General features: G+C 48.7%; 24 protein-coding genes. 6 read left to right on the top strand and 18 right to left on the bottom strand.

What is annotated here, in order from left to right:
• Positions 1 to 114 precede the first annotated feature (114 nt).
• Together J7E21_RS08125 and adh are read right to left on the bottom strand one after the other, a co-directional pair.
• A complete protein-coding gene (locus tag J7E21_RS08125; RefSeq protein WP_215106467.1) occupies positions 115 to 474 on the bottom strand; it encodes a DUF779 domain-containing protein in 360 nt (119 codons plus the stop codon).
• An 18-nt stretch (positions 475 to 492) separates the two neighbouring features.
• Positions 493 to 2,013, bottom strand: coding sequence for an aldehyde dehydrogenase (gene adh, locus J7E21_RS08130; protein WP_215106469.1), 1,521 nt, complete (start codon positions 2,011 to 2,013; stop codon positions 493 to 495).
• A gap of 215 nt (positions 2,014 to 2,228) precedes the next feature.
• On the opposite strand from adh, the gene rluF reads away from it, so the two are divergent.
• Both rluF and J7E21_RS08140 read left to right on the top strand, forming a co-directional pair.
• Positions 2,229 to 2,936 (top strand): 23S rRNA pseudouridine(2604) synthase RluF, encoded by a 708-nt coding sequence (gene rluF, locus J7E21_RS08135; protein WP_215106471.1) that lies wholly within the window; start codon positions 2,229 to 2,231, stop codon positions 2,934 to 2,936.
• A 12-nt stretch (positions 2,937 to 2,948) separates the two neighbouring features.
• Complete coding sequence (locus J7E21_RS08140) at positions 2,949 to 3,665, top strand: DUF6904 family protein (RefSeq protein ID WP_215106473.1); 717 nt, start codon at positions 2,949 to 2,951, stop codon at positions 3,663 to 3,665.
• A 31-nt stretch (positions 3,666 to 3,696) separates the two neighbouring features.
• Here J7E21_RS08140 and J7E21_RS08145 read toward each other — a convergent pair whose 3' ends face one another.
• From J7E21_RS08145 to J7E21_RS08170, 6 genes are all read right to left on the bottom strand, one after another.
• Positions 3,697 to 3,996: a cupin domain-containing protein gene (locus J7E21_RS08145; protein ID WP_215106475.1), complete on the bottom strand. Its 300-nt coding sequence runs from the start codon at positions 3,994 to 3,996 to the stop codon at positions 3,697 to 3,699.
• A 13-nt stretch (positions 3,997 to 4,009) separates the two neighbouring features.
• Positions 4,010 to 4,447 carry a CBS domain-containing protein gene (locus J7E21_RS08150; protein WP_215106477.1) on the bottom strand — a complete coding sequence of 146 codons (438 nt, stop codon included), beginning with the start codon at positions 4,445 to 4,447 and terminating at the stop codon, positions 4,010 to 4,012.
• 220 nt (positions 4,448 to 4,667) lie between these two features.
• Positions 4,668 to 5,390 carry an amino acid ABC transporter ATP-binding protein gene (locus tag J7E21_RS08155; protein WP_215106480.1) on the bottom strand — a complete coding sequence of 241 codons (723 nt, stop codon included), beginning with the start codon at positions 5,388 to 5,390 and terminating at the stop codon, positions 4,668 to 4,670.
• Between the two features lie 12 nt (positions 5,391 to 5,402).
• Positions 5,403 to 6,071, bottom strand: a complete 669-nt coding sequence (locus tag J7E21_RS08160) for an amino acid ABC transporter permease (protein ID WP_215106482.1) — start codon at positions 6,069 to 6,071, stop codon at positions 5,403 to 5,405.
• Between the two features lie 30 nt (positions 6,072 to 6,101).
• On the bottom strand, positions 6,102 to 6,941 hold the full coding sequence (locus J7E21_RS08165; RefSeq protein WP_215106484.1) for a transporter substrate-binding domain-containing protein: 840 nt from the start codon (positions 6,939 to 6,941) through the stop codon (positions 6,102 to 6,104).
• Positions 6,942 to 7,014: 73 nt separating this feature from the next.
• A complete protein-coding gene (locus J7E21_RS08170; RefSeq protein ID WP_215106486.1) occupies positions 7,015 to 7,857 on the bottom strand; it encodes a MurR/RpiR family transcriptional regulator in 843 nt (280 codons plus the stop codon).
• Positions 7,858 to 8,117: 260 nt separating this feature from the next.
• Between J7E21_RS08170 and J7E21_RS08175 the strand changes: the two genes are divergently transcribed.
• From J7E21_RS08175 to J7E21_RS08190, 4 genes are read left to right on the top strand one after another with little or no spacing between them, the layout of a single operon-like run.
• On the top strand, positions 8,118 to 8,879 hold the full coding sequence (locus tag J7E21_RS08175) for a carotenoid biosynthesis protein (RefSeq protein ID WP_353047750.1): 762 nt from the start codon (positions 8,118 to 8,120) through the stop codon (positions 8,877 to 8,879).
• Positions 8,876 to 9,553, top strand: a complete 678-nt coding sequence (locus J7E21_RS08180; protein ID WP_215106488.1) for a lysophospholipid acyltransferase family protein — start codon at positions 8,876 to 8,878, stop codon at positions 9,551 to 9,553. The genes J7E21_RS08175 and J7E21_RS08180 overlap by 4 nt, the downstream gene beginning before the upstream one ends.
• Complete coding sequence (locus J7E21_RS08185; protein WP_215106490.1) at positions 9,550 to 10,650, top strand: glycosyltransferase family 2 protein; 1,101 nt, start codon at positions 9,550 to 9,552, stop codon at positions 10,648 to 10,650. Before J7E21_RS08180 ends, J7E21_RS08185 begins: the two co-directional genes overlap by 4 nt.
• Positions 10,647 to 12,128, top strand: a complete 1,482-nt coding sequence (locus J7E21_RS08190) for a phytoene desaturase family protein (RefSeq protein ID WP_251047904.1) — start codon at positions 10,647 to 10,649, stop codon at positions 12,126 to 12,128. The genes J7E21_RS08185 and J7E21_RS08190 overlap by 4 nt, the downstream gene beginning before the upstream one ends.
• A 118-nt stretch (positions 12,129 to 12,246) precedes the next feature.
• Here the strand turns inward: J7E21_RS08190 and J7E21_RS08195 are convergent, their stop codons facing one another.
• The 10 genes from J7E21_RS08195 to J7E21_RS08240 all read right to left on the bottom strand — a co-directional run bounded on the left by J7E21_RS08195 (position 12,247) and on the right by J7E21_RS08240 (position 24,626).
• On the bottom strand, positions 12,247 to 13,077 hold the full coding sequence (locus tag J7E21_RS08195; protein WP_215106659.1) for a phytoene/squalene synthase family protein: 831 nt from the start codon (positions 13,075 to 13,077) through the stop codon (positions 12,247 to 12,249).
• The gene (locus J7E21_RS08200; RefSeq protein ID WP_215106494.1) at positions 13,077 to 14,528 is read right to left on the bottom strand and encodes a phytoene desaturase family protein; all 1,452 of its coding nucleotides are present in this window, start codon (positions 14,526 to 14,528) and stop codon (positions 13,077 to 13,079) included. Before J7E21_RS08200 ends, J7E21_RS08195 begins: the two co-directional genes overlap by 1 nt.
• Positions 14,525 to 16,051, bottom strand: a complete 1,527-nt coding sequence (locus J7E21_RS08205; protein ID WP_215106496.1) for a phytoene desaturase family protein — start codon at positions 16,049 to 16,051, stop codon at positions 14,525 to 14,527. Before J7E21_RS08205 ends, J7E21_RS08200 begins: the two co-directional genes overlap by 4 nt.
• Before the next feature lie 618 nt (positions 16,052 to 16,669).
• Positions 16,670 to 17,239, bottom strand: coding sequence for a 3D domain-containing protein (locus tag J7E21_RS08210; protein ID WP_215106498.1), 570 nt, complete (start codon positions 17,237 to 17,239; stop codon positions 16,670 to 16,672).
• A gap of 275 nt (positions 17,240 to 17,514) precedes the next feature.
• On the bottom strand, positions 17,515 to 18,960 hold the full coding sequence (locus tag J7E21_RS08215) for a DEAD/DEAH box helicase (protein WP_215106500.1): 1,446 nt from the start codon (positions 18,958 to 18,960) through the stop codon (positions 17,515 to 17,517).
• Positions 18,961 to 19,042: 82 nt separating this feature from the next.
• Positions 19,043 to 20,914: an alpha-E domain-containing protein gene (locus J7E21_RS08220; RefSeq protein WP_215106502.1), complete on the bottom strand. Its 1,872-nt coding sequence runs from the start codon at positions 20,912 to 20,914 to the stop codon at positions 19,043 to 19,045.
• Complete coding sequence (locus J7E21_RS08225; RefSeq protein ID WP_215106504.1) at positions 20,915 to 22,372, bottom strand: circularly permuted type 2 ATP-grasp protein; 1,458 nt, start codon at positions 22,370 to 22,372, stop codon at positions 20,915 to 20,917.
• Positions 22,373 to 22,509: 137 nt separating this feature from the next.
• Positions 22,510 to 23,031, bottom strand: coding sequence for a hypothetical protein (locus J7E21_RS08230; protein WP_215106506.1), 522 nt, complete (start codon positions 23,029 to 23,031; stop codon positions 22,510 to 22,512).
• Between the two features lie 122 nt (positions 23,032 to 23,153).
• A complete protein-coding gene (locus tag J7E21_RS08235; protein WP_251047906.1) occupies positions 23,154 to 23,978 on the bottom strand; it encodes an HD-GYP domain-containing protein in 825 nt (274 codons plus the stop codon).
• A gap of 177 nt (positions 23,979 to 24,155) precedes the next feature.
• Positions 24,156 to 24,626: a DUF3450 domain-containing protein gene (locus J7E21_RS08240; protein ID WP_215106510.1), complete on the bottom strand. Its 471-nt coding sequence runs from the start codon at positions 24,624 to 24,626 to the stop codon at positions 24,156 to 24,158.
• Between the last annotated feature and the right edge of the window lie 54 nt (positions 24,627 to 24,680).

Below are 24,680 nucleotides of genomic sequence, written 5' to 3' on the forward strand. Positions count from 1 at the left end.
ATTTCAGCGTTTGAAATGGCTTGATGGAAGCTTTTCCAAAGCCGATGTGCAGTACTCTCAAACTGCTATTTCCACATAAAAAATCCCGGATGCAAAACATCCGGGATTTTCAACTTACTGATTTTGCAATTCTTTTGTTTCTTCCTTCGTAAACACTCGCGAGCGGGTCAAAAAGCGTTTTCCTTCCGAACCATCAAGCGAAAACATCCCGCCGCGGCCTGGCACAACATCGATAATCAATTGTGTATGGCTCCAATATTCAAATTGGCTCTTATGCATATAAAACTTGCTGCCACCAATGACGCCCATCAATACATCCTGATCGCCGACCATCAAATCACCTTCCGGGTAGCACATCGGCGAACTGCCATCACAGCAGCCCCCAGATTGATGGAACATGACTGGGCCGTGCTTTTGTTTCAAAGACTCGATCAGTTCGAGTGCTGCGTCTGTGGCGATTACCCGTTCTGTCATGGCTAGCCTTCTTTCTGATCAAAAGAACCCAAGCTTGTCTTCGCTGTAGCTGACGAGCATGTTCTTCGTGTTCTGGTAATGGCTGAGCATCATCAAGTGGTTCTCGCGCCCGAAGCCGGACATCTTGTAGCCGCCGAATGCCGCATGCGCCGGATACTGGTGGTAGCAGTTGGTCCACACACGCCCTGCCTGGATGCCGCGTCCGAAACGGTACGCTGTATTCGTATCGCGTGTCCAAATACCAGCTCCAAGTCCGTAAAGCGTATCGTTGGCGAGTTCCATCGCTTCTTCTTTTGTTTTGAATGTGGTGACTGCCAGCACCGGCCCGAAAATCTCTTCCTGGAAAATGCGCATTTTGTTGTCGCCTTTAAAGACGGTCGGCTGGATATAGAAGCCTTCAGAAAGATCGCCTTCCAACCTATTGCGGTCACCGCCGGCAAGCACTTCCGCGCCTTCCTGCTTCCCGATTTCGAGGTATGACTGGATTTTTTCCAGCTGCTCGTTTGAAGCTTGGGCACCCATCATCGTTGCCGGGTCAAGCGGATTGCCGGTTTTGATTTCTTCCACACGCTTGATGGCGCGTTTGATGAACTCTTCGTAAATGTCTTCCTGGATCAATGACCGGGATGGGCACGTACACACTTCGCCCTGGTTCAGCGCGAACATAACGAATCCTTCTATTGCTTTATCCAAAAACGCATCGTCCTGGTCCATGACGTCTTTGAAGAAAATGTTCGGCGATTTCCCGCCGAGTTCGAGCGTTACAGGGATCAGGTTTTGGGAAGCGTACTGCATAATCATGCGTCCTGTCGTCGTTTCTCCGGTGAATGCGATTTTACTGATGCGCGGGCTCGATGCCAGCGGTTTGCCGGCTTCGAGGCCAAAGCCATTGACGATGTTCAAGACGCCTGGAGGAAGCAAGTCCCCGATCAGTTCTGCCCAGACCAGAATGCTTACCGGCGTCTGCTCAGCAGGCTTCAAAACGACGCAGTTTCCTGCAGCGAGTGCCGGAGCGAGCTTCCACACAGCCATAAGCAGCGGGAAGTTCCAAGGAATGATCTGGCCGACCACACCGAGTGGCTCATGGAAATGATAAGCGACCGTGTCGTTGTCGATTTGGCTGATGCCGCCTTCTTGTGCGCGGATTGCACCAGCAAAATAACGGAAGTGATCAATCGCAAGCGGTAAATCGGCATTTAAGGTCTCGCGGACTGCCTTGCCGTTATCCCACGTTTCTGCCACTGCCAGCATTTCCAGGTTCTCTTCCATGCGGTCAGCGATTTTCAACAGCATATTGCCACGCTCTGTCGTCGAGGTTTTCCCCCACGCCTCTCTCGCTGCGTGTGCCGCGTCCAGCGCCGATTCGACGTCTTCTGCGCTTGAACGCGCCACTTTTGTGAAAACCTTGCCGTTTACCGGCGAAAGATTTTCAAAATACTGGCCTTTTTTCGGCGCCTGCCATCCACCGTTTATATAATTATCATATTGCTCTTTGAAATTAACTTTTGCCCCATCTGTGTTCGGAACTGCATAAACCATTCTACATCTCTCCTTCGTTTGGTTTCGCCCCACTTTGTATGCGCTTACACAATCGTTTCGTACGCACACATTTTTTGGAGCTCGCCTCTACATATTGTCAAATTAATCGGAAAATTGCAACTGTTTGCCTACAATTTTTTTTATTCCACGGGACATCTGGAGTATAATGGGATGGGACGACATAGAGGAAATACTCAAACCGAAAGGACTTTTTTATGCGAATCAATAAATTCCTGAGCGAAACAGGCATTACATCCCGCCGAGGAGCGGATAAATTCATCGAAGCCGGCCGCGTGCTGATCAACGGGCAAAAAGCCGAGCTCGGCAGCAAAGTCGATTATGGAGATGAAGTGCACGTTGACGGCAAGCTGATCCAACAGCCGGAGCGCGCCTATGTTTACCTGGTGCTCAATAAACCGATTGGCATCACGAGCACGACCGAGCGCCATATCGACGGCAATATCGTCGATTTCATCAACCATCCCGAGCGCATCTTCCATGTCGGCAGGCTCGACAAAGATTCCGAAGGGCTCATCCTAATGACCAATGACGGCGACATCGTCAATGAAATTTTGCGTGCTGAAAACGAGCACGAAAAAGAATATATCGTCACCGTCGATAAACCGGTCACCGATGAGTTTTTGGAAAACATGGCGAACGGAGTGGAAATTTTGGATACGGTAACCCTCCCTGCTAAAGCGGAAAAGATTGCCCAGCAAGTATTCAAGCTGACGATCAATCAAGGGCTCAACCGGCAGATCCGCCGCATGTGTACAGCACTCGGCTATGAAGTGAGGCGCCTCCAGCGCATCCGCGTCATGAACCTGCGTCTCGGCAATTTGAAAGTCGGCGAATGGCGCAATTTGACCGAAGACGAAAAGCACGAGCTGTTCCAGCAGCTCAGCTATCAACCGAAACGCTAAGGAGGCAGTTTAATGTTAAGCATGAAAACGACGCCAAATCATACCGGCGTTAAAATCAGCGGGGATTACTTCGATTTGGATGAGCTGAACCAGGCTATCTACAAAGTGATCGGAAAAGAAGGCGAATATCAGGGATACGAAGGTTCACGCTTGCGGATTCTCGGTATTTCCTATGAAATCCGGCACGCCGCTCAAGGTGACCGCAACGTCGACTTCGTCTTCAACGGCTTACACGAGCACACGAAAAAACAGCATGGCTTTATCGCACCGGATAAGAACATTTACTTCTCAGCGGAAGTGTTATGGCCGGAGCTGCTTTATGCAGCCTATGCGCTGCGGGATTTCATCTGGCTCTATCAGGGCAAACAAGGGAATTTATTGGCCGATATCCATGCGCCGGCCATCGCCAAGTTTCAGGCGCTCGTTCTCGATTGCCTGCAAGGCCATGTGCCGAAAGAAGAATACGAAGCGATTTTGGAGGCGTTCCTCAAAGCCCCAACGGTCAATGGCTACGCCACCCAGTATGTCGACTTGCTGAATTTGAAGTATATTGATATGACCAGGCAGCAGCGTGAGAAAAGCTTGTCTGCAATTGCCATGAAACTCGCCATGCAGGACCCTGAATACCAGGCCTTCCGCAAACAAGTGATCGGTGCGGCTGCGCCTGGCAAACAGCCGATCCACGAAATCGGCATTCAAGCAGAATATCCGGAAAATGTGGAATGGTAAAAAAATCCCGCGCACATATGCGCGGGATTTTCTATGCGTTGATTTGAAAGACGAGCAGGTCGCTGTCTTCTTGCGCTGTCAGCTGGTGGTTTTCCAATGGAGCCAGGTGCAGGACGTTTTCCGGGCTTGCAACCACTGTCTCCCCTTCTACGGTGAATTCCACACGCCCTCGACGGACGACGATGACGACTTCGGCATTTGCGTGATGCTCCGGAATTGATTCCCCTTTGCGCAGTTGGATGTTCAGCACCTTAGCATTTTCGAGTTGCAGCACCGGAGCGCTTTTTTTCGCTTTGTCACTTAAAACGTCTGGAGTTTTTAAGATTTCCATTTGGCGCCTCCTTTCAGGGTTTTCCTTCAGCGCGCGGACTAGCTGGTTCTGATAGTGTCTCAAGCGTTGTTTCCGCTTCTTTTGGTGTTTTGCCTCTTACCGCGATATCGCCGAGCGAAATGATTCCGACAACCCGCTCTTTCCGGACAATCGGCAAGCGGCGGATTTTATGCCGCGCCATCAAGGAAGCCGCTTCCTCGACAAGCATTTCTTCTGTGCCGGTAATTAAAGTTTCCGACAGGATTTCAGAAATCGGGGCATCCGATGCCAGTTCCTCCACAATTCCCCGAATGACGATATCCCGGTCCGTAACGATTCCGACCAGCCGACCTTCCTCACAAATAGGAATCGATCCGACATTTATTTCGCGCATTTTGGCGGCGATATCTTGGATTGTCGCATGCGGTGTACACGTCTCCACATCCGCGGTCATAATTTCCACTACTTTCATGCCGTTTCCTCCTCAACTTCACTCTATTAGTCTTCTTTATCCTTTTTTGGACATTGAAAACGTCATTCCACAAAAGAAAGGCTTTATATTCGAGTTTAAGGCAGTGATGCGGCATATATTGATGAATGGTCATTTTTTCAAGGCGGCTTAAAGAAACAAAAAATACCTCAACAAGTTTACTTGTTGAGGTATTTTCAGCTTTACTGACTTTCCGTCAATATTATTCCACCAATTGGATAAACTGGCGCGTCCGTTCATGCTGCGGATTTTCAAAGAAATTCTTTGGATCCGCCGATTCGATGATGGTTCCTTGATCGATCATGATGATGCGGTCTGCGACTTCTTTGGCGAACTTCATCTCGTGTGTCACAACGACCATCGTCATGCCTTCTTCAGCGAGCTGCTTCATAACCTGCAGCACTTCTCCGACAAGTTCCGGATCGAGTGCTGAAGTCGGTTCGTCAAAGAGCATCACTTTCGGCTCCATAGCGAGCGAGCGCGCAATGGCGACCCGCTGCTTTTGTCCACCTGACAGCTTGCTCGGGTAGACGTCCGCTTTATCGCTCAGGCCGACTTTTTCCAATAAATCCAGGCCCAGCTTTCTCGCCGCGTCTTTATTCATTTTCTTGACCGTCACCGGCGCTTCGATGACATTCTCGAGCACTGTTTTATGCGGGAACAAATTGAAATGCTGGAACACCATCCCGACTTCAGCGCGGATTTTCGTCAAATTGTCTTTTTTCGGATCGACTTTTTTTCCATCTATGGTGATGGAACCTTCGTTGATCATCTCCAGGAAGTTAAAGCATCTGAGCAGCGTACTTTTGCCGGATCCGCTGACTCCGACCAGAACAACCACCTCTTGGGGTTTGACGTGCAAATCCACGCCCTTCAACACCTCGAGATCACCAAAGGATTTGTGTATATTCTCTCCAATAATCATAACTACTCCTCCTTAGGTTTTGTCCACATCAAGTCGATTTTCATACCAGCGCAGCAAGTACGTGAAGATCATGACCAGCACGAGATAGTAAAGCGCTACGACGATGAACGATTCAAATGGCTGGAATGATTGCGCCGCTTCCCGGTTGGCGAGGGAGAATATCTCCGCGACACCGATAATGTATACAAGCGATGAATCTTTTAACGTAATGATAAATTGGTTGCCGAGCGGCGGGATCGAGCGGCGAAGCGCCTGCGGGAACACGATCCGCTGCATAGTCTGCTTGCGGTTCATTCCGAGAGACATACTCGCTTCGCGCTGTCCCGGATCGACCCCTTGAATGGAGCCGCGGAAAATTTCCGCGATATACGCGCCGTTATGGACACCGAGTGCGATGGCGCCTGCCCAGAAATTCGACATTGTGTATATTTCCACAATACCGAAATATAGGAACATGATCTGTACGATCAGCGGTGTACCGCGGATGATCGTAATATAGACGTTCGCGATGCCTTGCAGGATTTTGGATCCCGAAATTTTCATCAGGGCAAAGGCCAGACCGATAAATGTCCCCAATATAACTCCGACTGCGGTTAATTGAAGCGTAACCACAGCAGCTCGCAAGAAGCCTGGATACGTCCGCATGAATACTTCAAAAACTGTTGAAATCAATTCAAACATAATTCGCTCTCCCCCTCTTCTCAGCTATCTTTACTTGAGAATTTCGACGCCTTCAAGATCGACATCGAGGAGGTCTCGGCCGAACCATTTATTGGAAATCTCAGCATATGTTCCATCTTCGATGATTGCCGCCAGTGCTTCGTTGATCGCTGCCAGCAATTCCTCATCTTCCGGATTGACGGCTACAGCGGCCTGTTCAATCCAAAGCGGCTCGCCGACTATTTCGATTTCAAGTCCAGCATTTTGTGCTTCAAAGCCGACAACGTCTGCGGTAATAACAGCGTCTAGGCGGCCTTCAACCGTCAAATCCTGCAAAGCGACAACATCACTATTATAATATTGGATATCGTCCGTGTATTGCTGAGCGGCCGTGTCATACGTACTTTGTCCGACAACGCCGATTGTTGCACCTTCAAGGTCTTCTTCAGATTTGATTTCTGTATTTCCTTCACGGACGAAAATGACGCCGCCTGAGTAGTAATACGGATCAGAGAAAGCGAGTTGCTTTTCACGTTCTTCAGTAATGGCCATTGAACCTAAGATGGCATCAAAGCGGTTTGACGTTAACCCTTGGATAATCGTTTCCCAAGGCGTTGTCACCGGATTCGGCTCAAGGCCCATCTCTTCTGCGAGTGCGTTGCCGATTTCAATATCGAAGCCGGTCAAATTACCGCCTTCTTCGTAGTTGAACGGTTTATACAAGCCGCTTGATGCGGTCGTGAACTTTCCTTCTTCTACCAAGTTCAAGTCGCTGCCTGTTCCTTCAGTGCTTGATCCTTCCGAGCCGGTTGTTGAGTCATCCGATCCACAGGCTGCCAAAAGAATACCTGCTGTTAAAATTACGCCTGCCGTTGCAAATTTTTTATTCATCTTGCTCTCCCCTTTTCGTATATAGTTATCCAAAACGCCGAAGCGATTCGGGACGTGCCAGCAATGGGTTGGGTTATATGAAGATGTCCTGGTCGGTGTATGCCGCTTCCAATTGCGCGAGCTTTTCTTTCACTTTTGCATGCTCCTTGACGTAAACAAAGCGCATGACGGACGTCAGCAGTGCATGGACCGCCGTATAGGAATCGATGTTGAGATTGGTGTTGACGGAAACGGTGAGCACTGTCTCCGCGTACTTGGCTGCCGGCGAATCTTCCCTGTCGGTCAAGACGATAACCGCTGCGCCTCTTTGCCTTGCGTACTCCAAGGTTTCAATTATGGTGCGCGTATAGCGCGGAAAGGCGAATGCTATCACCGTATCGTTCGGCCCAAGATCCGCCATTTGCCTATAATAAACGGCAGTTCCAGGCTGCATCATGGATGTATCCCCAAGCGCACTGGTGAGCCAGCCCCCGAACCATTCGGCTAAGCCGAAATCGAAGAAATTGCCTGTCACGTAGCGCTGCTCAGCCCGGCTGATGCGGTCGACCACTTGCAATAAATTATCTTCATTAATCGTTTGCTTAAGTTTTAAAATGCTCGAAATATCCGCATCAAGTAGATTTTCCAGAAACGACTGATCCACCGCCGTTGCAGGCCGTTCCTGCTGCGCCTTCTCCAGCCGCTCTTCTGCCAGTTTGCGCTGTAGCGTGTGCTGAAACTCTGTATAACCCCTGTAGCCGAGTTTTTGCGTCCATCTGATGACGGTCGATTCGCTGACGTTGACCCGCTTCCCGACTTCCAGGGCAGGTGAAAAAGCGAGGAAAATCGGTTCACGGAAAAATAGGTCCGCAATCTTTTTCTGCCCTGAACTGAAATCTTTATAAAAAGCTGACACATTTCGCAGTAAATCCTGCATATTCCATTCCCCCATTGCTAGAACACGCTCTATTGCTTCTATTCAGTATACACAACTGCAGGATTCCCTTCAATATTTTACTGAAAATTCAGCAAGCATTTATAAGTAATCCCTCATAAATATACTGTTATATCAAGCTTCAAAGTCCCAGCGAACACGGCAAAAAAAACTTTAGCGGCCTGCATGCAAAGTGCCCTGCCCTTTTCTTTCGTCTTTTCTGACTATTGTTGTACACTATTTGTATAACAAATTTAGATGGGGTGCTGCTCTTGAAATGGGAAGATCGGATTTTCAAACTGTTTATTTTCTGGTATATCTGCGGCGTCATCTTGCTGAGTTTTGATTTATTGCCTTCTTGGCTGGAATGGGCCAATGCATTCTTCCTCATCCTCGCCGGAACGCTCGGCTTTCTTTATTTATGGAACCGCTTCGGCGCCGTAGTCGGCGGAACGATCGGTGTGCTTATTTTCATTTCCACCTTCATCGTTGAATGGGCTGGCGCCGACAGCGGCTTTTTGTTCGGCTCCTATGATTACACCGACCGCTTTGCACCGAATCTCTTCGGCGTACCGATCGCCATCGGTTTCGCCTGGCTCATGGTCATGGCGACAAGCCATGTCATCGCGCGCTGGATCGTGCCGGCCGGCGGCATCGCCTACGCTGCAGTCGGCGGCATCGCCGCAGTCATCATCGATTTGATCATCGACCCTGTCGCGTATCAGATTAAAGGCTACTGGCTATGGGAAGATACCGGCTTTTATTACGGCATTCCATGGACCAACTTCACAGGTTGGTTTATCGTGGCGTTCGTTCTCCACTTGATTCTGGACGTTGCATTTCGACAGCAGAGGCTGCGCGTCGAAGCGGGGCAAGCTGAAAACCGCATGGTCCTTTTATATGTGCTGATGATCGCCATGTTCATACTCCTCGGATCCATCGGCGGCTTATGGCTCGCAGCTCTGTTGACCGCTGTCCTCACAGCGCTCATTGTCTTTGTGGCATGGAAGAGGCGGCCGCAATGATCAGGGCAAAAAAATCCGCGCTTCTTGAACGCGCATTCGCTGTTTATTTGCTGCCGTCGATCCACAAGTCGTTCTCGCATCTTTATGGCCGCGGCATCCGCGCACCTAAAGGACCAGCTTTGATCATCTCGAACCATAGTTCCTGGTGGGACGGCTTATTGTTCTTCTTTCTGAACCACCGCGTTTGGAAATTGGATGTGCACATTATGATGCACGAGCGGGGATTGAGACAGTTTCCTTTTTTCCGCCGCCTCGGGGCTTTTTCGATTGACCGAAGCAATCCGAAAGACATCCTCGCCTCGCTGCGCTATGCAGAGCAATTACTGAAGGAAGGCAAAACGGTCATCCTGTTTCCGCAAGGCGATGAGTTTCACTTGGAGACGCGCCCATTGCAGTTTCATACAGGCATCCTTTATTTGATGGAGAAATGTCCGCAAGTGCCGCTCGTTCCTGTGCGCTTTTATTATTCGATGCGCAGGGAGAAAAATCCGGAAGTGTGGATCGACCAAGGCGAAGCCTTATCGCTCATCGATATTCCAGAAGGCTCGAGGCACGAAAGGACGCTGTGGCTGCAGGACCGCGAAACGGCTGCGCTTGACCGCTTGAAGCAGGAAGTTCTCGAGGAAAATTACGAGGAGTTCCTCAAACTGCTGAAAAGGGGGCGGAAATCATGACAGCATTAATTGCCATCCACATCGCCTTTTTCCTGTGGATCGTCATCAACCGCTCTTTCCTTCCATCGCTGCCAAAACAGCCCGTCCTAAATGCAGATCCTTTCATCTCCGTTCTCGTGCCGATGCGCAACGAGGAGCGTAACGTCCCGTCCATCGTCCGTTCTCTGAAAGAGACGGACTGGGAACGCGCCGAATTCATCATCTTGAACGACCAATCGACCGACGGCACCCAGGCCATACTTGACCGCGAGATTGCCGGCGACAGCCGATTCACCGTCTTGCAGGGCGTTCAACTGCCAGACGGATGGATCGGCAAAGTCCATGCTTGCCATCAGCTGCAACAGCACGCCAGTGGTGACTATCTTTTTTTCGTTGACGCGGATGTCCGCTTCCGCAAGCAAGCTATACGCCAGACATTGAGTTTGATGGAAAAACGAAAAGCCGCGCTGCTGTCGGGATTCCCCGCATTCGAAGTGCCGGTATTCTTGAGCAAGCTGCTTGTGCCGATGCTCCATTTCGTCGTTTTATTCCATCTGCCGCTGCTGCTCGCCAATTATACGAAATTCCCGGCGGCCACCGCCGCCAATGGCATGTGGATGGCATTTGAACGGAAGGCGTACGAGTCGATCGGCGGCCACGGGGCAGTGCGTACCTCACTCGTCGAAGATGTACATATTGCACGCCGACTAAAACAAGCAGGCCATAAAGTGCTGCTCGCGAACATCACCGCTTCCGTCAAATGCCGGATGTACGAAACCCCTGGGGAAGTATGGGAAGGCTTTTTGAAAAACAGCTATACCGGCATCGGCCGCTCGCCGCTGATCGCCATCCTTCTGACGCTATTTTATACAGCCTTTTATATTTTCCCGCTGTTTCTTGCAGTCGCCGGTGCCTTCACCGGGAACATATTATGGCTCCTCCCTTATGCTTTGACCGTTCTACAGCGCTGGTATGTCGACATGGTGACGAACCAGCGTTGGTACTTGGCGTTTCTTATGCCGTTCCAGGCAGCGGCGATGCTCGCTGTCATGCTGACCGCCATGCGCAAATCGTTTAAAAATGAGTCCTATACATGGAAAGGCAGGCATTATTCATGAACCGACAACATATTGCCATCGTCGGCGGCGGGCTTGGCGGCTTGGCCGCTGCTGTGACGCTTGCCCACGCCGGCATGCGCGTCAGCCTGTTTGAAAAGAACAGCCATTTCGGCGGCAAACTGATGCCCGTCGAACTCGGCAGCTATCGTTTCGATTTCGGCCCGAACACCATCACCATGCCTGGCCTATTTCAGCAAGTCATTGCGCAAACAGGACGCAACCCTGAGGATTATTTTCAACTTGAAAAGCTCGCTGTCCATACGCGCAACCATTTCACTGACGGCAGCCATATCGACTTTACCGCAGACCGCGAAGACATGATCCGACAACTCGAAACGCTCGATCCGTTCGCAGCAGAGCGATACCCTGATTTTCTGGCAGAGACTGAACGCCTTTACCGCTTATCCGAGCAGTATTTTTTCCCTTTGAGTTTCCAGTCGTTCCGCGATTACCTGTCCCCTGCACTCGGAAAAGCATTGCTGCAGGTGCGTCCATACGAATCGATGGACCGCTTTTTCAGCCGCTATTTCAAACACGCCGGCTTGCGCCAGGCATTTGGGCGCTACGCTACTTATATCGGTTCATCACCGTACAAGGCCCCGGCAACTTTCGCCATGATTGCGCATTTGGAACTCGCGCAAGGAGTCTTTTATGCGAAAGGCGGCAATACATCGATTGCGGAAGGGTTCGCGGCTGTAGCAGCCGAATGCGGAGCAGAACTTCATGCGGACACGGCCGTCACCCGCATCCTGACAAAGAAAGGTGCAGCATGCGGCGTGGAACTTGCGGATGGACGCACAGTGGAAGCCGATGCCGTCATTTTAAACGGGGATTTATTATCCGCTTTCCCGGAACTCGTGGACGAACAAGAGCGCCCATCTTTTCGCGATGCAAAACGCAATAAGTTCGAGCCGTCGATTTCCGCATTCGTCATTACAGCCGGACTCGATATCCGCTTACCGGAATTAAAGCACCATAACGTCTTTTTTTCAGCCGATTATCCGCGCGAATTCCGTGAGTTATTCGCTGATAAAAACTATAGCGGCGACCCGACCATCTACATCAGCAATTCTTCCCATACGGATTCCGCCGTTTCGCCGCTCGGCGACAATTTGTTCATTCTCGTAAATGCACCTGCCTTAACAGCAGATGGCCAGCTGCAAGTCGACCCTGAACGCTACAAAAACCGGATCTATGATTTATTGGAACACTACGGCATCTTTATCCGGGGACATATAAAAGAAGAGCGGATCTTCACACCTGCTTTTATCTGCGACAAATTCGGATCTTACCGGGGGGCTTTATACGGCCCTTCTTCCAACCGCCCGCAAGATGCCTTTTTGCGCCCGGCAAATGCCAGCCGCGACGTCAAGGGATTGTACTTTGTCGGCGGCAGCGTCCATCCTGGAGGCGGCTCCCCGATGGTGACCTTGAGCGGGCTGAACGTCGCCCGGCGCTTGATCCGGAATTATTCATAACAAACACAAAAAAGCTGTTTGCATCCGTCGATTTCACGACGGATGCAAACAGCTTCTTTTTTATCCCGCTTTAACGGTCAATGGAATAATGAAGAACCCCACTGATTGAAATTGCTCTTTATAAACATGCCAAGATCGATTGCTTGGAGTCTTCCGTCACGTAATGCTTTTGGTGGAAGACGGTGTATTCTTTCGAGCGGATCGTCGACAATATTTCCCTGTAGACAAGCGCGGCCCCTTTGACTGGCACGCGGGAAGACAAAGGATAATCGTCCATCGTCTCAAAGGCGCGATCATAGTGGAATTCAGCGATTTTGGCAAGTTCTTCCCATACTTGGATGAACGATTCCGAAACCGTTCCATTGCCGAGGGATTCTTCAGCGAGCCCGTATTTGCGCATGATGTCCTGCGGCAAATAAATGCGGTCCATCGACAAGTCTTCACCGATGTCGCGCAGGATATTGGTGATCTGCATCGCATAGCCGAGGGAAATTGCCCCGTCTTTCAATAACGCGGTGCGCCCCGGCGCCAAAATCGGCAACAGCATCAGACCGACCGTACTGGCCACGTGATAGCTGTAATCGAGCAATTCATCGAGCGTCCGGTAGCGATTGATCGTCAAATCCATTTCCTGTCCTTTAATCAAACCGTAAAAAGCGCTCGCATCCATATCGTAGCTTTCAAATACGTCTTCTAGCGCCAGCCACATCGGGTCATCCCAGCGAATCGAACCCGCCAGAAACTCATCAAACTCTTTTCTGAATGCATGCAATTCGGTTTCTGGCTGGCTTCCCTCATCCACAATGTCATCGACTTTCCGGCAGAAGGCATAAACTGCCCAAACCGCTTTGCGCTTTTCTTTAGGCAATAGGGAAAATGCCTTGTAAAAACTTTTTGAATTGTCGGCAATAACGCGTTCGCAATAGCTATAGGCTTGTTTCAATTCCATCATGAACCGCCCCTTTCCTTCAGATCGCTGTGGATTCTCTCGGCCAGTAATTTTGCGCCTTGCATGACAATCGGAATACCGCCGCCCGGGTGGACGGATGCCCCTACCGCATACAGATTTTCTGTATTATCCGGCTTGATCTGCGGGCGGAAAACACCGGATTGTTTCAATGTCGGGCCGATTCCGAAACTACCGCCTTTGAACAACCCGAACGCTTCCGCATCTTTCGGTGTCCGCACTTCCATCCACTCGGTCGCTTCCCGGATACCCGGAAACGACAGTGTCTCCATGCGGTCCAAAATACGGCCGATCCATTCCTCATCGCCCTTCCAGTCGATTTCCGTACCGGATGGAACCGGTATCAGTACATACAGCACCGACTTGCCAAGTGGTGCGAGTGAGTCATCGATGACGGAAGGATGGAACGTATAAAATGCCGGATTCTCCGTCTTCTCTCCTCTGACAAACACATCTTCCATATGCTCTTTATAATCATCACCGATAAAGAATTGGTGGACATTTACGTCTTCATAAACCCGGTCCAACCCGAAATACAGCAACATACAGCCGGAAGAAGCTGTAAACTCTTTTTCTTTTTTGGCCGGCACCAGTTCTTTCATGCCGGGAAAATCGCCATTGTAGACAATCGCATCATATGCTTCTATGCCGTCTTTCGTTTCGACTTCCGTTGCGCGGCCATCTTTCTTTAAGATGCGCTTAACGGTTGTGCCAGTCCGAATGTCGGCTTTTCGGGAGCGCAATTCTTCTTCCATCACCGGAATGATGCTTGCATAGCCGCCTTTAACGTAATAGACGCCATGTTCGTGCTCGCTGAACGGCACGAGCGAATACATCGCCGGTGCCCGGTACGGGTCGCCCCCGATATAGAGCGCCTGCAAGGAATAGGCTAGCTGCAAACGCTCATCCCTGAAATAGTTTTCCATCAATCTGTGGACAGACTGTTGGGGTTTGAGCTTCATCAAATTGCGGATATTGCGGAACGTCCAGAAATCCGCCTTACGAACGAAATCATGTTCCAGAAAAGCAGGCTTGCCGATGTCGAAGCGCTTCTGCCCTTCATCCATAAAGCGGATAAAGCCTGCTTTGTCTTGCGGAAATTGCTCTTCAATTTCCTGTAATTGCCGTTCCCGGCCTGGATATTTCGTATACACTTTCCCATCAGTGAAACGGATAGTATAAAGCGGGTCACATAATAATAATTCGATTTTCCCTGGATCGATTCCTGCCTGCGCAATCAAATCGCGAAACATTTCCGGCAATAAGACAATTGTCGGCCCTTGGTCGATGCAGAACCCGTCACGCTCCACAAACGCCATCCTGCCGCCGAGTTTATGTTCTTTTTCGTAAATAGTGACATCATAGCCTTGTTTCGTTAAATAAAGCGCACCCATCAATCCGCCGATTCCACCGCCGATTATGGCAATTTTCATGCGAATCCCTCCACTTTCGGAAGCGGCCCGATTGGAATCCCCGTTTTGCCGTCTTGCTTTAGAATGCCGTTCGTTGTAATGCGGGCAGATTCCAAAATAGTCGGCAAACCGCTGCCAGGATGCGTTCCTCCGCCGACCAGCCAGCAATTGCCGAGCTCTTCGAATTTGTTGTGCGGCCGGAATACCATCATTTGCGATAATTGGTGGCCCAAATTGAATGTTGCCCCCCGGTAAACGGAATAATCCGATTCCCATCCGAATGGCGTCAATATCTTCTCTACTTCGATGTGGTCGCGTAAGTTTTTAAAATCCGTTTTTTCTTCAATAATATCCAACACCAATTCCCGGAATGCTTCGTGTTCATTTTCCCAGCCGATATCGCTGAAATTATTCGGCACCGGCGCCAATATGTAAAGCGCGGATTTCCCCTCTGGAGCCAAAGTCGGATCGGTCACGCTGGCATTCTGCACATAGATTGACGGATCGGCCGACAAAATTCTCGACTTCGTCATTTCTTCTACATTCCTTTTATAATCCTTCGAAAAGACAATCGTATGGTGCGACAAATCGTATTTCTTGTCGAGCCCTAAATACAGCATGAACGTCGAGCACGAATACTTTTTCTTATCGAGCTTCTCCGGTGTATATTTCTTCAAAATGCCAGGCTCCACCAAATGGGTCATTGCATGGGCAAAGTCGCCATTGATGATCACTTCATCCGCCGCTTCCCTGCTGCCATCAAGCAGATCGACGCCTTTTACCGTGCGCCCTTCCACCCACAATTTCTGTACGCCTTTGCTGGTATGGATACGGCCGCCCATCTCCTCAAACGCTTTCGCCATAGCTGCGGACAGTTGATTGACGCCGCCGATTGGGTGGTAAATGCCATACGCGTGCTCCATATACGAAAGAATTGTAAACGCACCCGGGCATTCCCAAGGCGACATGCCGAGGTATTTGGACTGGAATGCAAATGCCATTTTCAAACGCTCATCTTTGAAATAACGCGACAACACATCATAGAGCGTCTTGCCGGCTTCTAGTTCAGGCAATGCCTTGATCACTTTCGGCTGCAATAAATCCGTCATGCGGTCCATTTTTGTCTGCAAGAGCGGCGACAGTGCTTCCAACTTTTTGCCCGTTTCTTTCATAAAACGCTGATAACCTTCCCCGTCACCTTTGAAATTCTCATCAATTTGTTTTCGCATCGCCTCTGCATCACGCGTCATCACCAAATTCTGATCTTCGAAGCGCAGCTCATACATTGGGTCAAGTTCGATTGCTTCCATATAATCATGGACATTGCGCCCTGTCGTTTCGAACAATTCTTCCACGAGATACATCATGCTCAAGAACGTCGGACCCGTATCAAACGTGAAATCCCCAAGAGTCAAAGCGGAATTTCGCCCTCCGACGCGATCTAGTTTTTCATAAATGTCGACTTGGTAGCCCTTGCTCGCTAAAAGCATGCCTGCTGCCAAGCCACCCGGCCCCGCTCCAATAATAATCATTCGTTTTTCCATTGCGTAAGCCCCCGTTTCGCCCTATAAAAGTTATACATTAACTATACAAACAGTATATACATATCTCCACTAAAAAACGAATCATTTGACTCTTTAATTGCCGTGTTTTATTCGCTTTTTTGTTGCGCTGAAAGAGATGAATTTCCGTGTAGCAATACACTTGTTTAGGGTTGAGCTTTCGTTCACTGGTGGAGAAATCGCTTCCTTAGTGGGACGTCCTCAACAGAAAACCGACTTAGCTCGTTCAGTGGATGTTGAAAATATTTTTCGTATATCCAATTGCCGGGAAAAGTGTGCAATATCGATTGTGGCTATAGAGAGATATCTTCGACTCCTTACTAGTGTGAGAGGATGAAGAAACGGTCAATACCTATAAACCTAGAGACGGAGCGGAAGGGGGCGACGCCTGGGGGACCGCGCGGGACTGGCGAAACAATGGCGGCGCGCTCTTTAGCCGCCTTGGTTCGACGTCCGCCCCTGGAGCGCAATCTCATAGCCCCAGCTATTTAAAGATGAAAAATGTAAGACATCTTTTCTGACTCACTGTTTTATAAGAGGACAAATAAACGATCACTTGTTTTAAGACACAAAAAAACCGGCTTATAGGCCGGTTTTTGCTTATTTCAAGATTTTAATTTTTACGTTTTTGCGTCCCCATTTGAGCGCCTGGCTTTGAGTCGGGATAAAGACATCAATCTTATTGCCTTTGATTGCGCCGCCCGTATCCCCGGCCACCGCATAGCCATAACCTTCCACCCATACTTTAGTGCCGAGCTTGATGACTTTCGGGTCAACCGCGATCACTTTAAGCCCCGGATTTTTCTTTAAGTTGATGCCTGTTCTCGTAATCCCTGAGCAGCCTTTGCATGAAGCCGTATAGGCAGTCGCTGAAACGGTAAATTCTTTCGCTACCGTGCCATTGGCTGAACGGGAAGGCGTCGGCTTGGAAGCCGCTACTGGCTTCGCGGACGATTTCTTCAGCTTTAGTTTTTGTTTTGGATGAATTAGATTGGATTTTAAACCGTTCCATGTTTTCAAGTTGGTAACGGATACTTTTGTTTGTTGAGAAATTTTGTAAAGGGTATCTCCGCTTTTTACCGTGTATACGTCAGATGCTGCAGAAGTGGTAAGTGAAGTGCCGAGTAATAAAAACAATGCCATGCCCAAAGCCGCCATTAATTTTTTCAAGTTCCTATCCCCTTTGCGTATTGGTTGATTACCTTTATGTCCAAGATGCTGTAAGCTTGTTAGTAAAATTAAAATAGCACGCCAAGGTTACAGTTGTGTGACAGCATTGGGCACATTTGATTACAATTCAGCATTTTTTCGTGACAAAAAAACTTATGTCATCAAATCACAATTTCTTTCCACCCATTCCATCCCGCCTACAAACGCCTAAACGCTCGTTTCCAATGCAAAAAACGGCCTCTCAGAAGCATGTCTGCTTCCGAAAGGCCGTTCTGTTATTTTCGGGCTTTATGGACTTTCAAGGTTTTGCCTTTGACGGTTTTGTCTTTCATCGCCTTCAATACGAGCGTACCTTTGCCGTTCAGAATGTCGATATACGTGACACCGTCCTGAATTTTGATGATGCCGATATCTTCTGCGGTGATTCCTGGTATGCTCGTCAGCGTGCCGACAAAATCAATAGCGCGGAGCTTTTTCTTTTTGCCGCCATTAAAATAAATCTTCATGATGTCTTGATTGAGCGCTGCCGCTTTATGTTTCTTCGGTTTTTGGCGGCTCTCGATTTTTTCTGAAAACGCCGGTTTAGCCAAAGCGATCTGCTCTCTTGATGGCCTTTCCACTTGCGGAATATCAAACCCTAAATAGTCTTCTGTCTCTTTCAGGAATTTGTCTTCAAACGGCGTGATAAATGAAATTGCTTTGCCGCTTTTTCCTGCACGTCCCGTGCGTCCTGCCCGGTGGACATAGCTTTCTTTCTCCAGCGGAAAATCGTAATTGATGACATGGGTAATGCCATCGATATCGATGCCGCGTGCCGCAACGTCTGTCGCGACCAAATAACGGAACTCGCCGCGCCGGAAATCATCCATGACGCCGAAACGGTCTTCCTGGGTCATGCCGCCGTGCAATTGATCGCTCGTATAAAATAGCCGTTCGAGCCCTTCTGATACGGCATCGACTTGGTCTTTCGTGCGGCAGAAAATAATACAGCTGTCCGGGTTTTCGACGACCGTCACATCGCGCAGCAATTGGAATTTCTCTTGCTCCTTAACGATATAGAGCGAATGCTCAATCCGTTCTTCCAACGTGTCGGCTGCCTGAATCCCGATATAGCGCGGAGAGCGCATGAAATCACGCTGCAACTTCTCCAAGTGTCCTGGGAACGTTGCCGAGAACAGCATTGTCGTCCGCTCTTTGGGAAGCTGTTTGATGATCGACTCGACTTGTTCGATAAAGCCCATATTGAGCATTTCGTCCGCTTCGTCGAGCACCAAATACTCGATTTTATCGAGCTGCAATGTACCTTTCTCGATATGATCGAGCACACGCCCTGGAGTGCCGACGACGATATGGCATTTTTGCTTGAGTTCCGCTTTTTGATACGCAAACGGATGCTTGCCGTAAATGGCAGCTGCCTTGATGCGCTTGAAGCGGCCGATATGGGTGATGTCTTCTTTCACTTGGTCGGCGAGTTCGCGCGTCGGGGTCAATACGAGCGCCTGGGGCTTGTTTTCTTCCCAATCGACGAGCTCACAAAGCGGGATGCCGAATGCAGCCGTCTTGCCGCTGCCGGTTTGTGATTTGACGGTCAAGTCGTGTTTTTCGAGAGCTGCCGGGATGACTTGCTGCTGCACTTCGGTCGGTTCTTGGTAGCCCAGGCCTTCAAGCGCTTTTACGATAGGTTCGCTGAGCCCGTAAGCTTTAAATTGATTTGTGTTCATAGTTTCTCCTTCTCCGTTCATCTGTCTTATCCTTTCATTATGGCACGGATCGGGCGGTTTTGCAGTTAAGCGATTATTGGCATTATTGGTCGAGCAGGCTTACCGATACTTTCACATCAAGTGATTGGCTGCCACCTCTGTATACGCCTTGAACCGGGCTGACATCATTATAATCACGGCCGGCGCCGACGCGGATATGATTTTCCAGTGCTTCGACATTATTCGTCGGATCGAGGCCGACCCAGCCGATGCCAGGCACCATGACTTCAACCCACGCATGGCTCGCTGCATCGCCGACAAGCGCGGAATCTTCACCGACGTATAAATAGCCGCTGACGTAGCGGGCCGGGATATGCTTGCTGCGCAAGATGCCCAGCATGACGTGCGTAATGTCCTGGCATACGCCTTTTTTCAGATCAAACGATTCGCTCGCTTTTGTCGTAACGGTGGTCGAGTCACCGTCATAAGTGAAATGATCGAATAAGTATTCCATCACATCTATCGAGTATTGAACCGGATTGGTCATCACCCCAAGTTCACGGTCGACCAGTTCCATCTGCTCCGGCAGGATGTACGTATAGGCGGTATTACTTAAATACGCCATGTAATGCTCGGCGAACAATTGGGAGTGGAAGATGATATTCATTTCCCGCGAATAATCGATGCGGTGGATGAACGGGCTTTTCTGGATGCTGACGATGGACGTCGCCTTCACTTCCAGATGCTGATGGTGCTCAGCAATAAAGAAGGTCTCGACGTTGTTGCCGAATATATCCACATGATCTGTCGTCAGTGTCGCCGGGGTAATATCCGCACGGTACGACAACAGGCGCTGGCATTCATCGGTTCTTGGCTTCAGCCGGATGGTATTCATGCTTTGGTCGACGATCGTTTCATATTCAAAAATATTAGTATGTTCGATTTTGTATTTCATAGAAGTTATTCCTTTCGTTTCCATCCCTTGGGATTGGAAGGCCACAGCCGTCTCCGCTTCCGGATCGGTCAGATAGTATGTGCTTGAGAAAATTCTGCTGATGTCATTGCAGCCATCCTGAAAACGATTTAAGAAATGCATCAATTCATCGGAATCGAGCGATTCAATATCTGTTTCATTGAACGAGGTCCGCACTTCATCTAACTTGGCATACAACTCCCATGAATAATGCGACACTTTGCCTCCTTCGAGTTCTTCCACTGCATCCCTTACGTGGTCAAGGCAATAGCGGATCGACCTTGGAAAACTCTTATCGGAAATGAGGAAGTCCAGTACTTTTTTCGGTTCCATGCGCGGTGGATTGTTTTGCAGATAAGCGCTGTAGCCGTTGGTCATCCGCAGCGCCGCCAGCCAGAAATAATAATCATCTGTATTTTCTTTCCGGAACCGCTCATGCGTCCGTTCACAGACTACGTTTAAAATGCGGGCCGTCTTTTCTGCCCGTTCGAGCCATTTGCCGATCTTGATCATTTGATACGCCACACCGCGGGACATCGAAGACTCGACAATCCCTTGAGAGATAAGCGAAGTCGTTTTCACTTCCTCCAAAAATTTCTTCATTTCACTGACCGTGCTATTTTCCAAATCGATATCCTGTAGATTCAAATACGCACGGTTCCACGTTTCCCAGTAATCATCCGGAATATGATCACGGCTGATACGGGCGTTTTCCCGGACAACCATCGCGCAACTTGCGACCGAATTGGAGTTTTCACTAGCGACCGCCAGATGCTGCACAAGTTCAGCTTCTTCGTATTTCGGGTTTTGTTTGATTTCACGCATCGTCTCCGTGGAATCGCAAATCTCGAAAATCAGCCTCCAATCCGAATCGCGCACCAGTTCTTCATCAGCCGCTTCAATCATCTGCAGCAATTGCACATCGAGGATGCGTGCGTTGTTCTCCGCCCGCTCGACGTTTCGTGACATCCAATACAATGAATTCGCAACACGGCTTAACATCTACGCATCCTCCCTTTCGTCTTTCTTCTTGAACACCCATGTATCTTTTCCGCCTCCGCCTTGTGACGAGTTGACGACGAGCGAACCTTCCTTGAGTGCGACACGCGACAAGCCTCCTGGAAGGACATGTGTCGTCTTGCCTCTCATGACGAATACGCGAAGATCGACATGGCAAGGATAAAACTGATTTCCCTGATAGGCCGGTGCGCGTGACAACTTGATCGTCGGCTGAGCAATATATTGATGGGGCGCTTCAAGGATCTTTCCCCTGAACTCTTCGATCAGTTCTTTGGATGCATGGGGTCCGATGAGCATGTCATAGCCGCCGGATGCGCCGACATTTTTCACAACGAGCTCATCCAACCGCTCCAGTACCCACTCCCGCTCTTCCGGTTTATCAAGCAAATAAGTTTTGACATTATCGATGATCGGCTCTTCCCCTAAGTAATAACGGATCATTTCCGGCACATACGCATAGATCGCTTTATCGTCCGCGACTCCGTTGCCGACCGCATTCAAGATGGCGACGTTGCCTTTATGGTAAGCTTCCATCAATCCACGGACACCAAGCGCCGAATCTTCCCGGAATGCTTCAGGATCAAGGAAGTCATCGTCAATGCGCCGGTAAATGATGTCGACACGCCTCAGCCCACGGATTGATTTCATGTACACGATATTATTGCGGACGACCAGATCGCGCCCTTCCACTAAATCCATGCCCATTTGCTGCGCTAAAAAGACATGGTCATAATAAGCTGAATTGTACATGCCTGGCGTCAAAAGAACCGCTAGCGGTTTGTCCTTCACCTTTACCGGGGCATGGTCCAAAATAGCATCGTGCAAAAAACTCATTTGATGTTCGAGCGTCTGTACCGAGTGGTTAACAAAAAACTCTGGATACACTTGGCGCATGACATAGCGGTTTTGGTACACATAAGACAATCCGGACGGGTTGCGCAAATTATCTTCCAGTACATGGTATTTGCCGTGTTCATCACGGATCAAATCGATGCCCGCCAGGAAAATATGATTGCTGAGCGGAATCTTGATGCCTTTCATCTGCTTGCCGTAATAATATGGATTATCTTCCACTAAATACCGCGGGACAATTCCAGCTTCAATAATCGTTTGCTTATCGTAGACATCCTCTAAAAAGCGGTTGAGTGCTTCTACCCGCTGTATCATGCCTTTCTCTACAACTTCCCACTCTTCAGGCGGAATGATAATCGGCACAAAATCGAACGGCATCGTCCGTTCAGTCCCAACATTATTATGGTAAACCGTAAACGTAATGCCTTGTCGGAGAAACGACAATTGCGCCGTTTCATGCTTTTCCCGCAACTCATCGTCTGAAAATCGCTTGAGCACTTCATGGAATGTTTCGTAATGGGCTTTCGGTTTTCCTTCAGGCGTAAACATCTCGTCAAAAAAAGGATTAGTACTGTAGTTACTGAACACGTGGCCGAACCCCCTTGTCATAATACCGCCAGCAATCTCTGATGTTCTAAAAGGTATGAATTTTCTGTCTACTGGAGGGAAAGAAAAAGCTATGCCCTTACTCGGCATAGCTTCTCTTTATTCTATTATAACCGAAGTTATTTTTTGAATGTTCCATCATTTGAAGATTTGTCAGCAGAAACATCATTTCCCAAATTCTTTTTCAATGATTCGCTGTAGGAAGTGCTGCCGCCGTGAACACCGCCGCTTGGCTTGCCCGCATCAGAGGATGCACTGTCTTTTGAAGAAGCGTCCTTGGTCGTTGAGGAATCCGTATTTTTTGTCTTGCCGACTTCATCCTGGACAGTTTTGTTCGCTTTATCAAGTGCATCTTTTTCCTTGTCCATCATTTGCTGCTGCTTTTCAATCGTTGTTTTTACCGTTTCGACTGCTTTGTCGATATGCGGCTTCACTTTATCGACCATGCCACCTGACTGCTCATTAAAGCGGTCCAGGTTCTTTTTGATGTTTTCTTTAATGTCGGCTGTGCTCGTTGATGAGCCGCCAGTACTTTGCGTGCTGCCTGTTTCCGATTTCTTTTGGGTCAATGCTGCACCAATTGCTGCACCAACTCCAAGTAGTACGAGTTTACTGAAAAATCCACCTGATTTTCGTGCCATTTCACAATCTCCTCCTCGATTTTATAAATCTCCGTGTAAGTAAGTATAGACGGATTTGCCTATTTTCAAACATCATTATCCTAAAATGGAAAAAGGATGCTCGCATGAATACGAACATCCTTTTAAGGAGTATCTATTAATTTTCCTTCTTCAATTAGCACGTGCTTAAATGCAATCGCCACTTCCTCATCATATTGGATACCGATGAGCTGCTCAATCTCAGCCATCGCATATTCAGGAGTGAACGCCGAGCGATATGCACGGTCTTCTGTCATCGCATCAAACGTATCGCATACGCCGATGATTTTCGCTTCGACCAGAATCTCGTCACCTGTCAAACCGAACGGATAGCCGCGGCCGTTGACCCGCTCGTGATGCTGCTCGACAATGTCTGCAATGTCTTTGTACGGCGTATCACGAATCATCGCCGCTCCATCTCCGGGGTGTTTTTTCACCAGTGCAAATTCTTCATCCGTCAGCTTGGATGGCTTTTTCAGCACTTCTTCGGGAATATTGATCTTGCCGATATCGTGGAGGATCGAAGCGAGGAACAAGGATTCCATACTATCTCGCGACAATTTCATTTTGGCAGCGGTTTTTACAGCGTAATTGGCTACACGTGCACTATGGTTGAATGTATAGCGATCTTTCTGTTCGACTCGTTCACCGATTCCCCGTAGTTCTTCAATGATTTTACTTAAGTAATGAAACACAGGAACAGTGGAAACAGAAAATAACGAAACCGTTTCTAGAACTTTAAAAGAAACAGGCACCTCTAGCTCTTTGCAAGAAAAGAAATCGTCCTTGCCAAGCTTTATGAGATCGTCTTCAATTTCAGCCTGAATTTCCCCGTCCAATATATAGTAGAATTCATGAGCCTCAACAGCTTCACTTGGAAAAAGAATAAAGGTATTATCTTTTAAAATCTTTTGTTTCAGTAGTTCCAAACCGCCCCCTCTTCCTAACAACGCCAGAGTGGTTGTACCATTTTCAACTTTTTCCAGATAGTTTCCCTTTAAAATATCCAAGCCTTTCACAAATTCACATCCTCTGAAATATAAAAAATGAGAGTAAAGTTTCCTCTACTCCCATACTACTCTTTTTAATAGTTATCTACAACACGCTTACCAGGAAACTACTACAATCGGATCGATAAGCGCGTTTTTATTGCCGAACTTGATATCTACATATACCATGTCGACTGTAAGTCCAGCAGCTTCTGCTTTTTCGATGCCTTTAACTGTCATTCTTTCAGCTTTTTCCTGGAGCTTGAAAATCAAATCCGAGATTTGCTTTTCGTATTTTGCCGTCAATTGTTCCTGTTTTTCAGCATCGGTTTCTTTTGCTAATTTTTTTTCGTATTGATTGTACAGCTTGTCGGCTCTCTCTTGATTTTTCGCGATTTCAGCTTCGATTTTCACATTCACTTTGTTGACGTCTTCAATCGCTGCAATTACATCATCACTCATGCTTGAAACTATTTCCTGCTTAGGCACTTCGCTAACAATTGTTACATCGGCTGCAAAAGCTCCGGTCCCGAAAGATAAAATCATCATGACTGACAAGGCTATAGCTGCAATACTTTTCTTAAACATGTGTATTCCTCCTGGTTTGAGTTAAATTTTTGTGAACAACTGCCGGATCGCTTA

Source organism: Planococcus sp. ISL-109 (genome assembly GCF_018613655.1).
GTDB lineage: Bacteria > Bacillota > Bacilli > Bacillales_A > Planococcaceae > Planococcus.

Coding starts and splice junctions, on each gene's coding strand:
- J7E21_RS08125 (WP_215106467.1), bottom strand. CDS start 474: ATGACAGAACGGGTAATCGCCACAGACGCAGCACTCGAACTGATCGAG.
- adh (WP_215106469.1), bottom strand. CDS start 2,013: ATGGTTTATGCAGTTCCGAACACAGATGGGGCAAAAGTTAATTTCAAA.
- rluF (WP_215106471.1), top strand. CDS start 2,229: ATGCGAATCAATAAATTCCTGAGCGAAACAGGCATTACATCCCGCCGA.
- J7E21_RS08140 (WP_215106473.1), top strand. CDS start 2,949: ATGTTAAGCATGAAAACGACGCCAAATCATACCGGCGTTAAAATCAGC.
- J7E21_RS08145 (WP_215106475.1), bottom strand. CDS start 3,996: ATGGAAATCTTAAAAACTCCAGACGTTTTAAGTGACAAAGCGAAAAAA.
- J7E21_RS08150 (WP_215106477.1), bottom strand. CDS start 4,447: ATGAAAGTAGTGGAAATTATGACCGCGGATGTGGAGACGTGTACACCG.
- J7E21_RS08155 (WP_215106480.1), bottom strand. CDS start 5,390: ATGATTATTGGAGAGAATATACACAAATCCTTTGGTGATCTCGAGGTG.
- J7E21_RS08160 (WP_215106482.1), bottom strand. CDS start 6,071: ATGTTTGAATTGATTTCAACAGTTTTTGAAGTATTCATGCGGACGTAT.
- J7E21_RS08165 (WP_215106484.1), bottom strand. CDS start 6,941: ATGAATAAAAAATTTGCAACGGCAGGCGTAATTTTAACAGCAGGTATT.
- J7E21_RS08170 (WP_215106486.1), bottom strand. CDS start 7,857: ATGCAGGATTTACTGCGAAATGTGTCAGCTTTTTATAAAGATTTCAGT.
- J7E21_RS08180 (WP_215106488.1), top strand. CDS start 8,876: ATGATCAGGGCAAAAAAATCCGCGCTTCTTGAACGCGCATTCGCTGTT.
- J7E21_RS08185 (WP_215106490.1), top strand. CDS start 9,550: ATGACAGCATTAATTGCCATCCACATCGCCTTTTTCCTGTGGATCGTC.
- J7E21_RS08190 (WP_251047904.1), top strand. CDS start 10,647: ATGAACCGACAACATATTGCCATCGTCGGCGGCGGGCTTGGCGGCTTG.
- J7E21_RS08195 (WP_215106659.1), bottom strand. CDS start 13,077: ATGGAATTGAAACAAGCCTATAGCTATTGCGAACGCGTTATTGCCGAC.
- J7E21_RS08200 (WP_215106494.1), bottom strand. CDS start 14,528: ATGAAAATTGCCATAATCGGCGGTGGAATCGGCGGATTGATGGGTGCG.
- J7E21_RS08205 (WP_215106496.1), bottom strand. CDS start 16,051: ATGGAAAAACGAATGATTATTATTGGAGCGGGGCCGGGTGGCTTGGCA.
- J7E21_RS08215 (WP_215106500.1), bottom strand. CDS start 18,960: ATGAACACAAATCAATTTAAAGCTTACGGGCTCAGCGAACCTATCGTA.
- J7E21_RS08220 (WP_215106502.1), bottom strand. CDS start 20,914: ATGTTAAGCCGTGTTGCGAATTCATTGTATTGGATGTCACGAAACGTC.
- J7E21_RS08230 (WP_215106506.1), bottom strand. CDS start 23,031: ATGGCACGAAAATCAGGTGGATTTTTCAGTAAACTCGTACTACTTGGA.
- J7E21_RS08240 (WP_215106510.1), bottom strand. CDS start 24,626: ATGTTTAAGAAAAGTATTGCAGCTATAGCCTTGTCAGTCATGATGATT.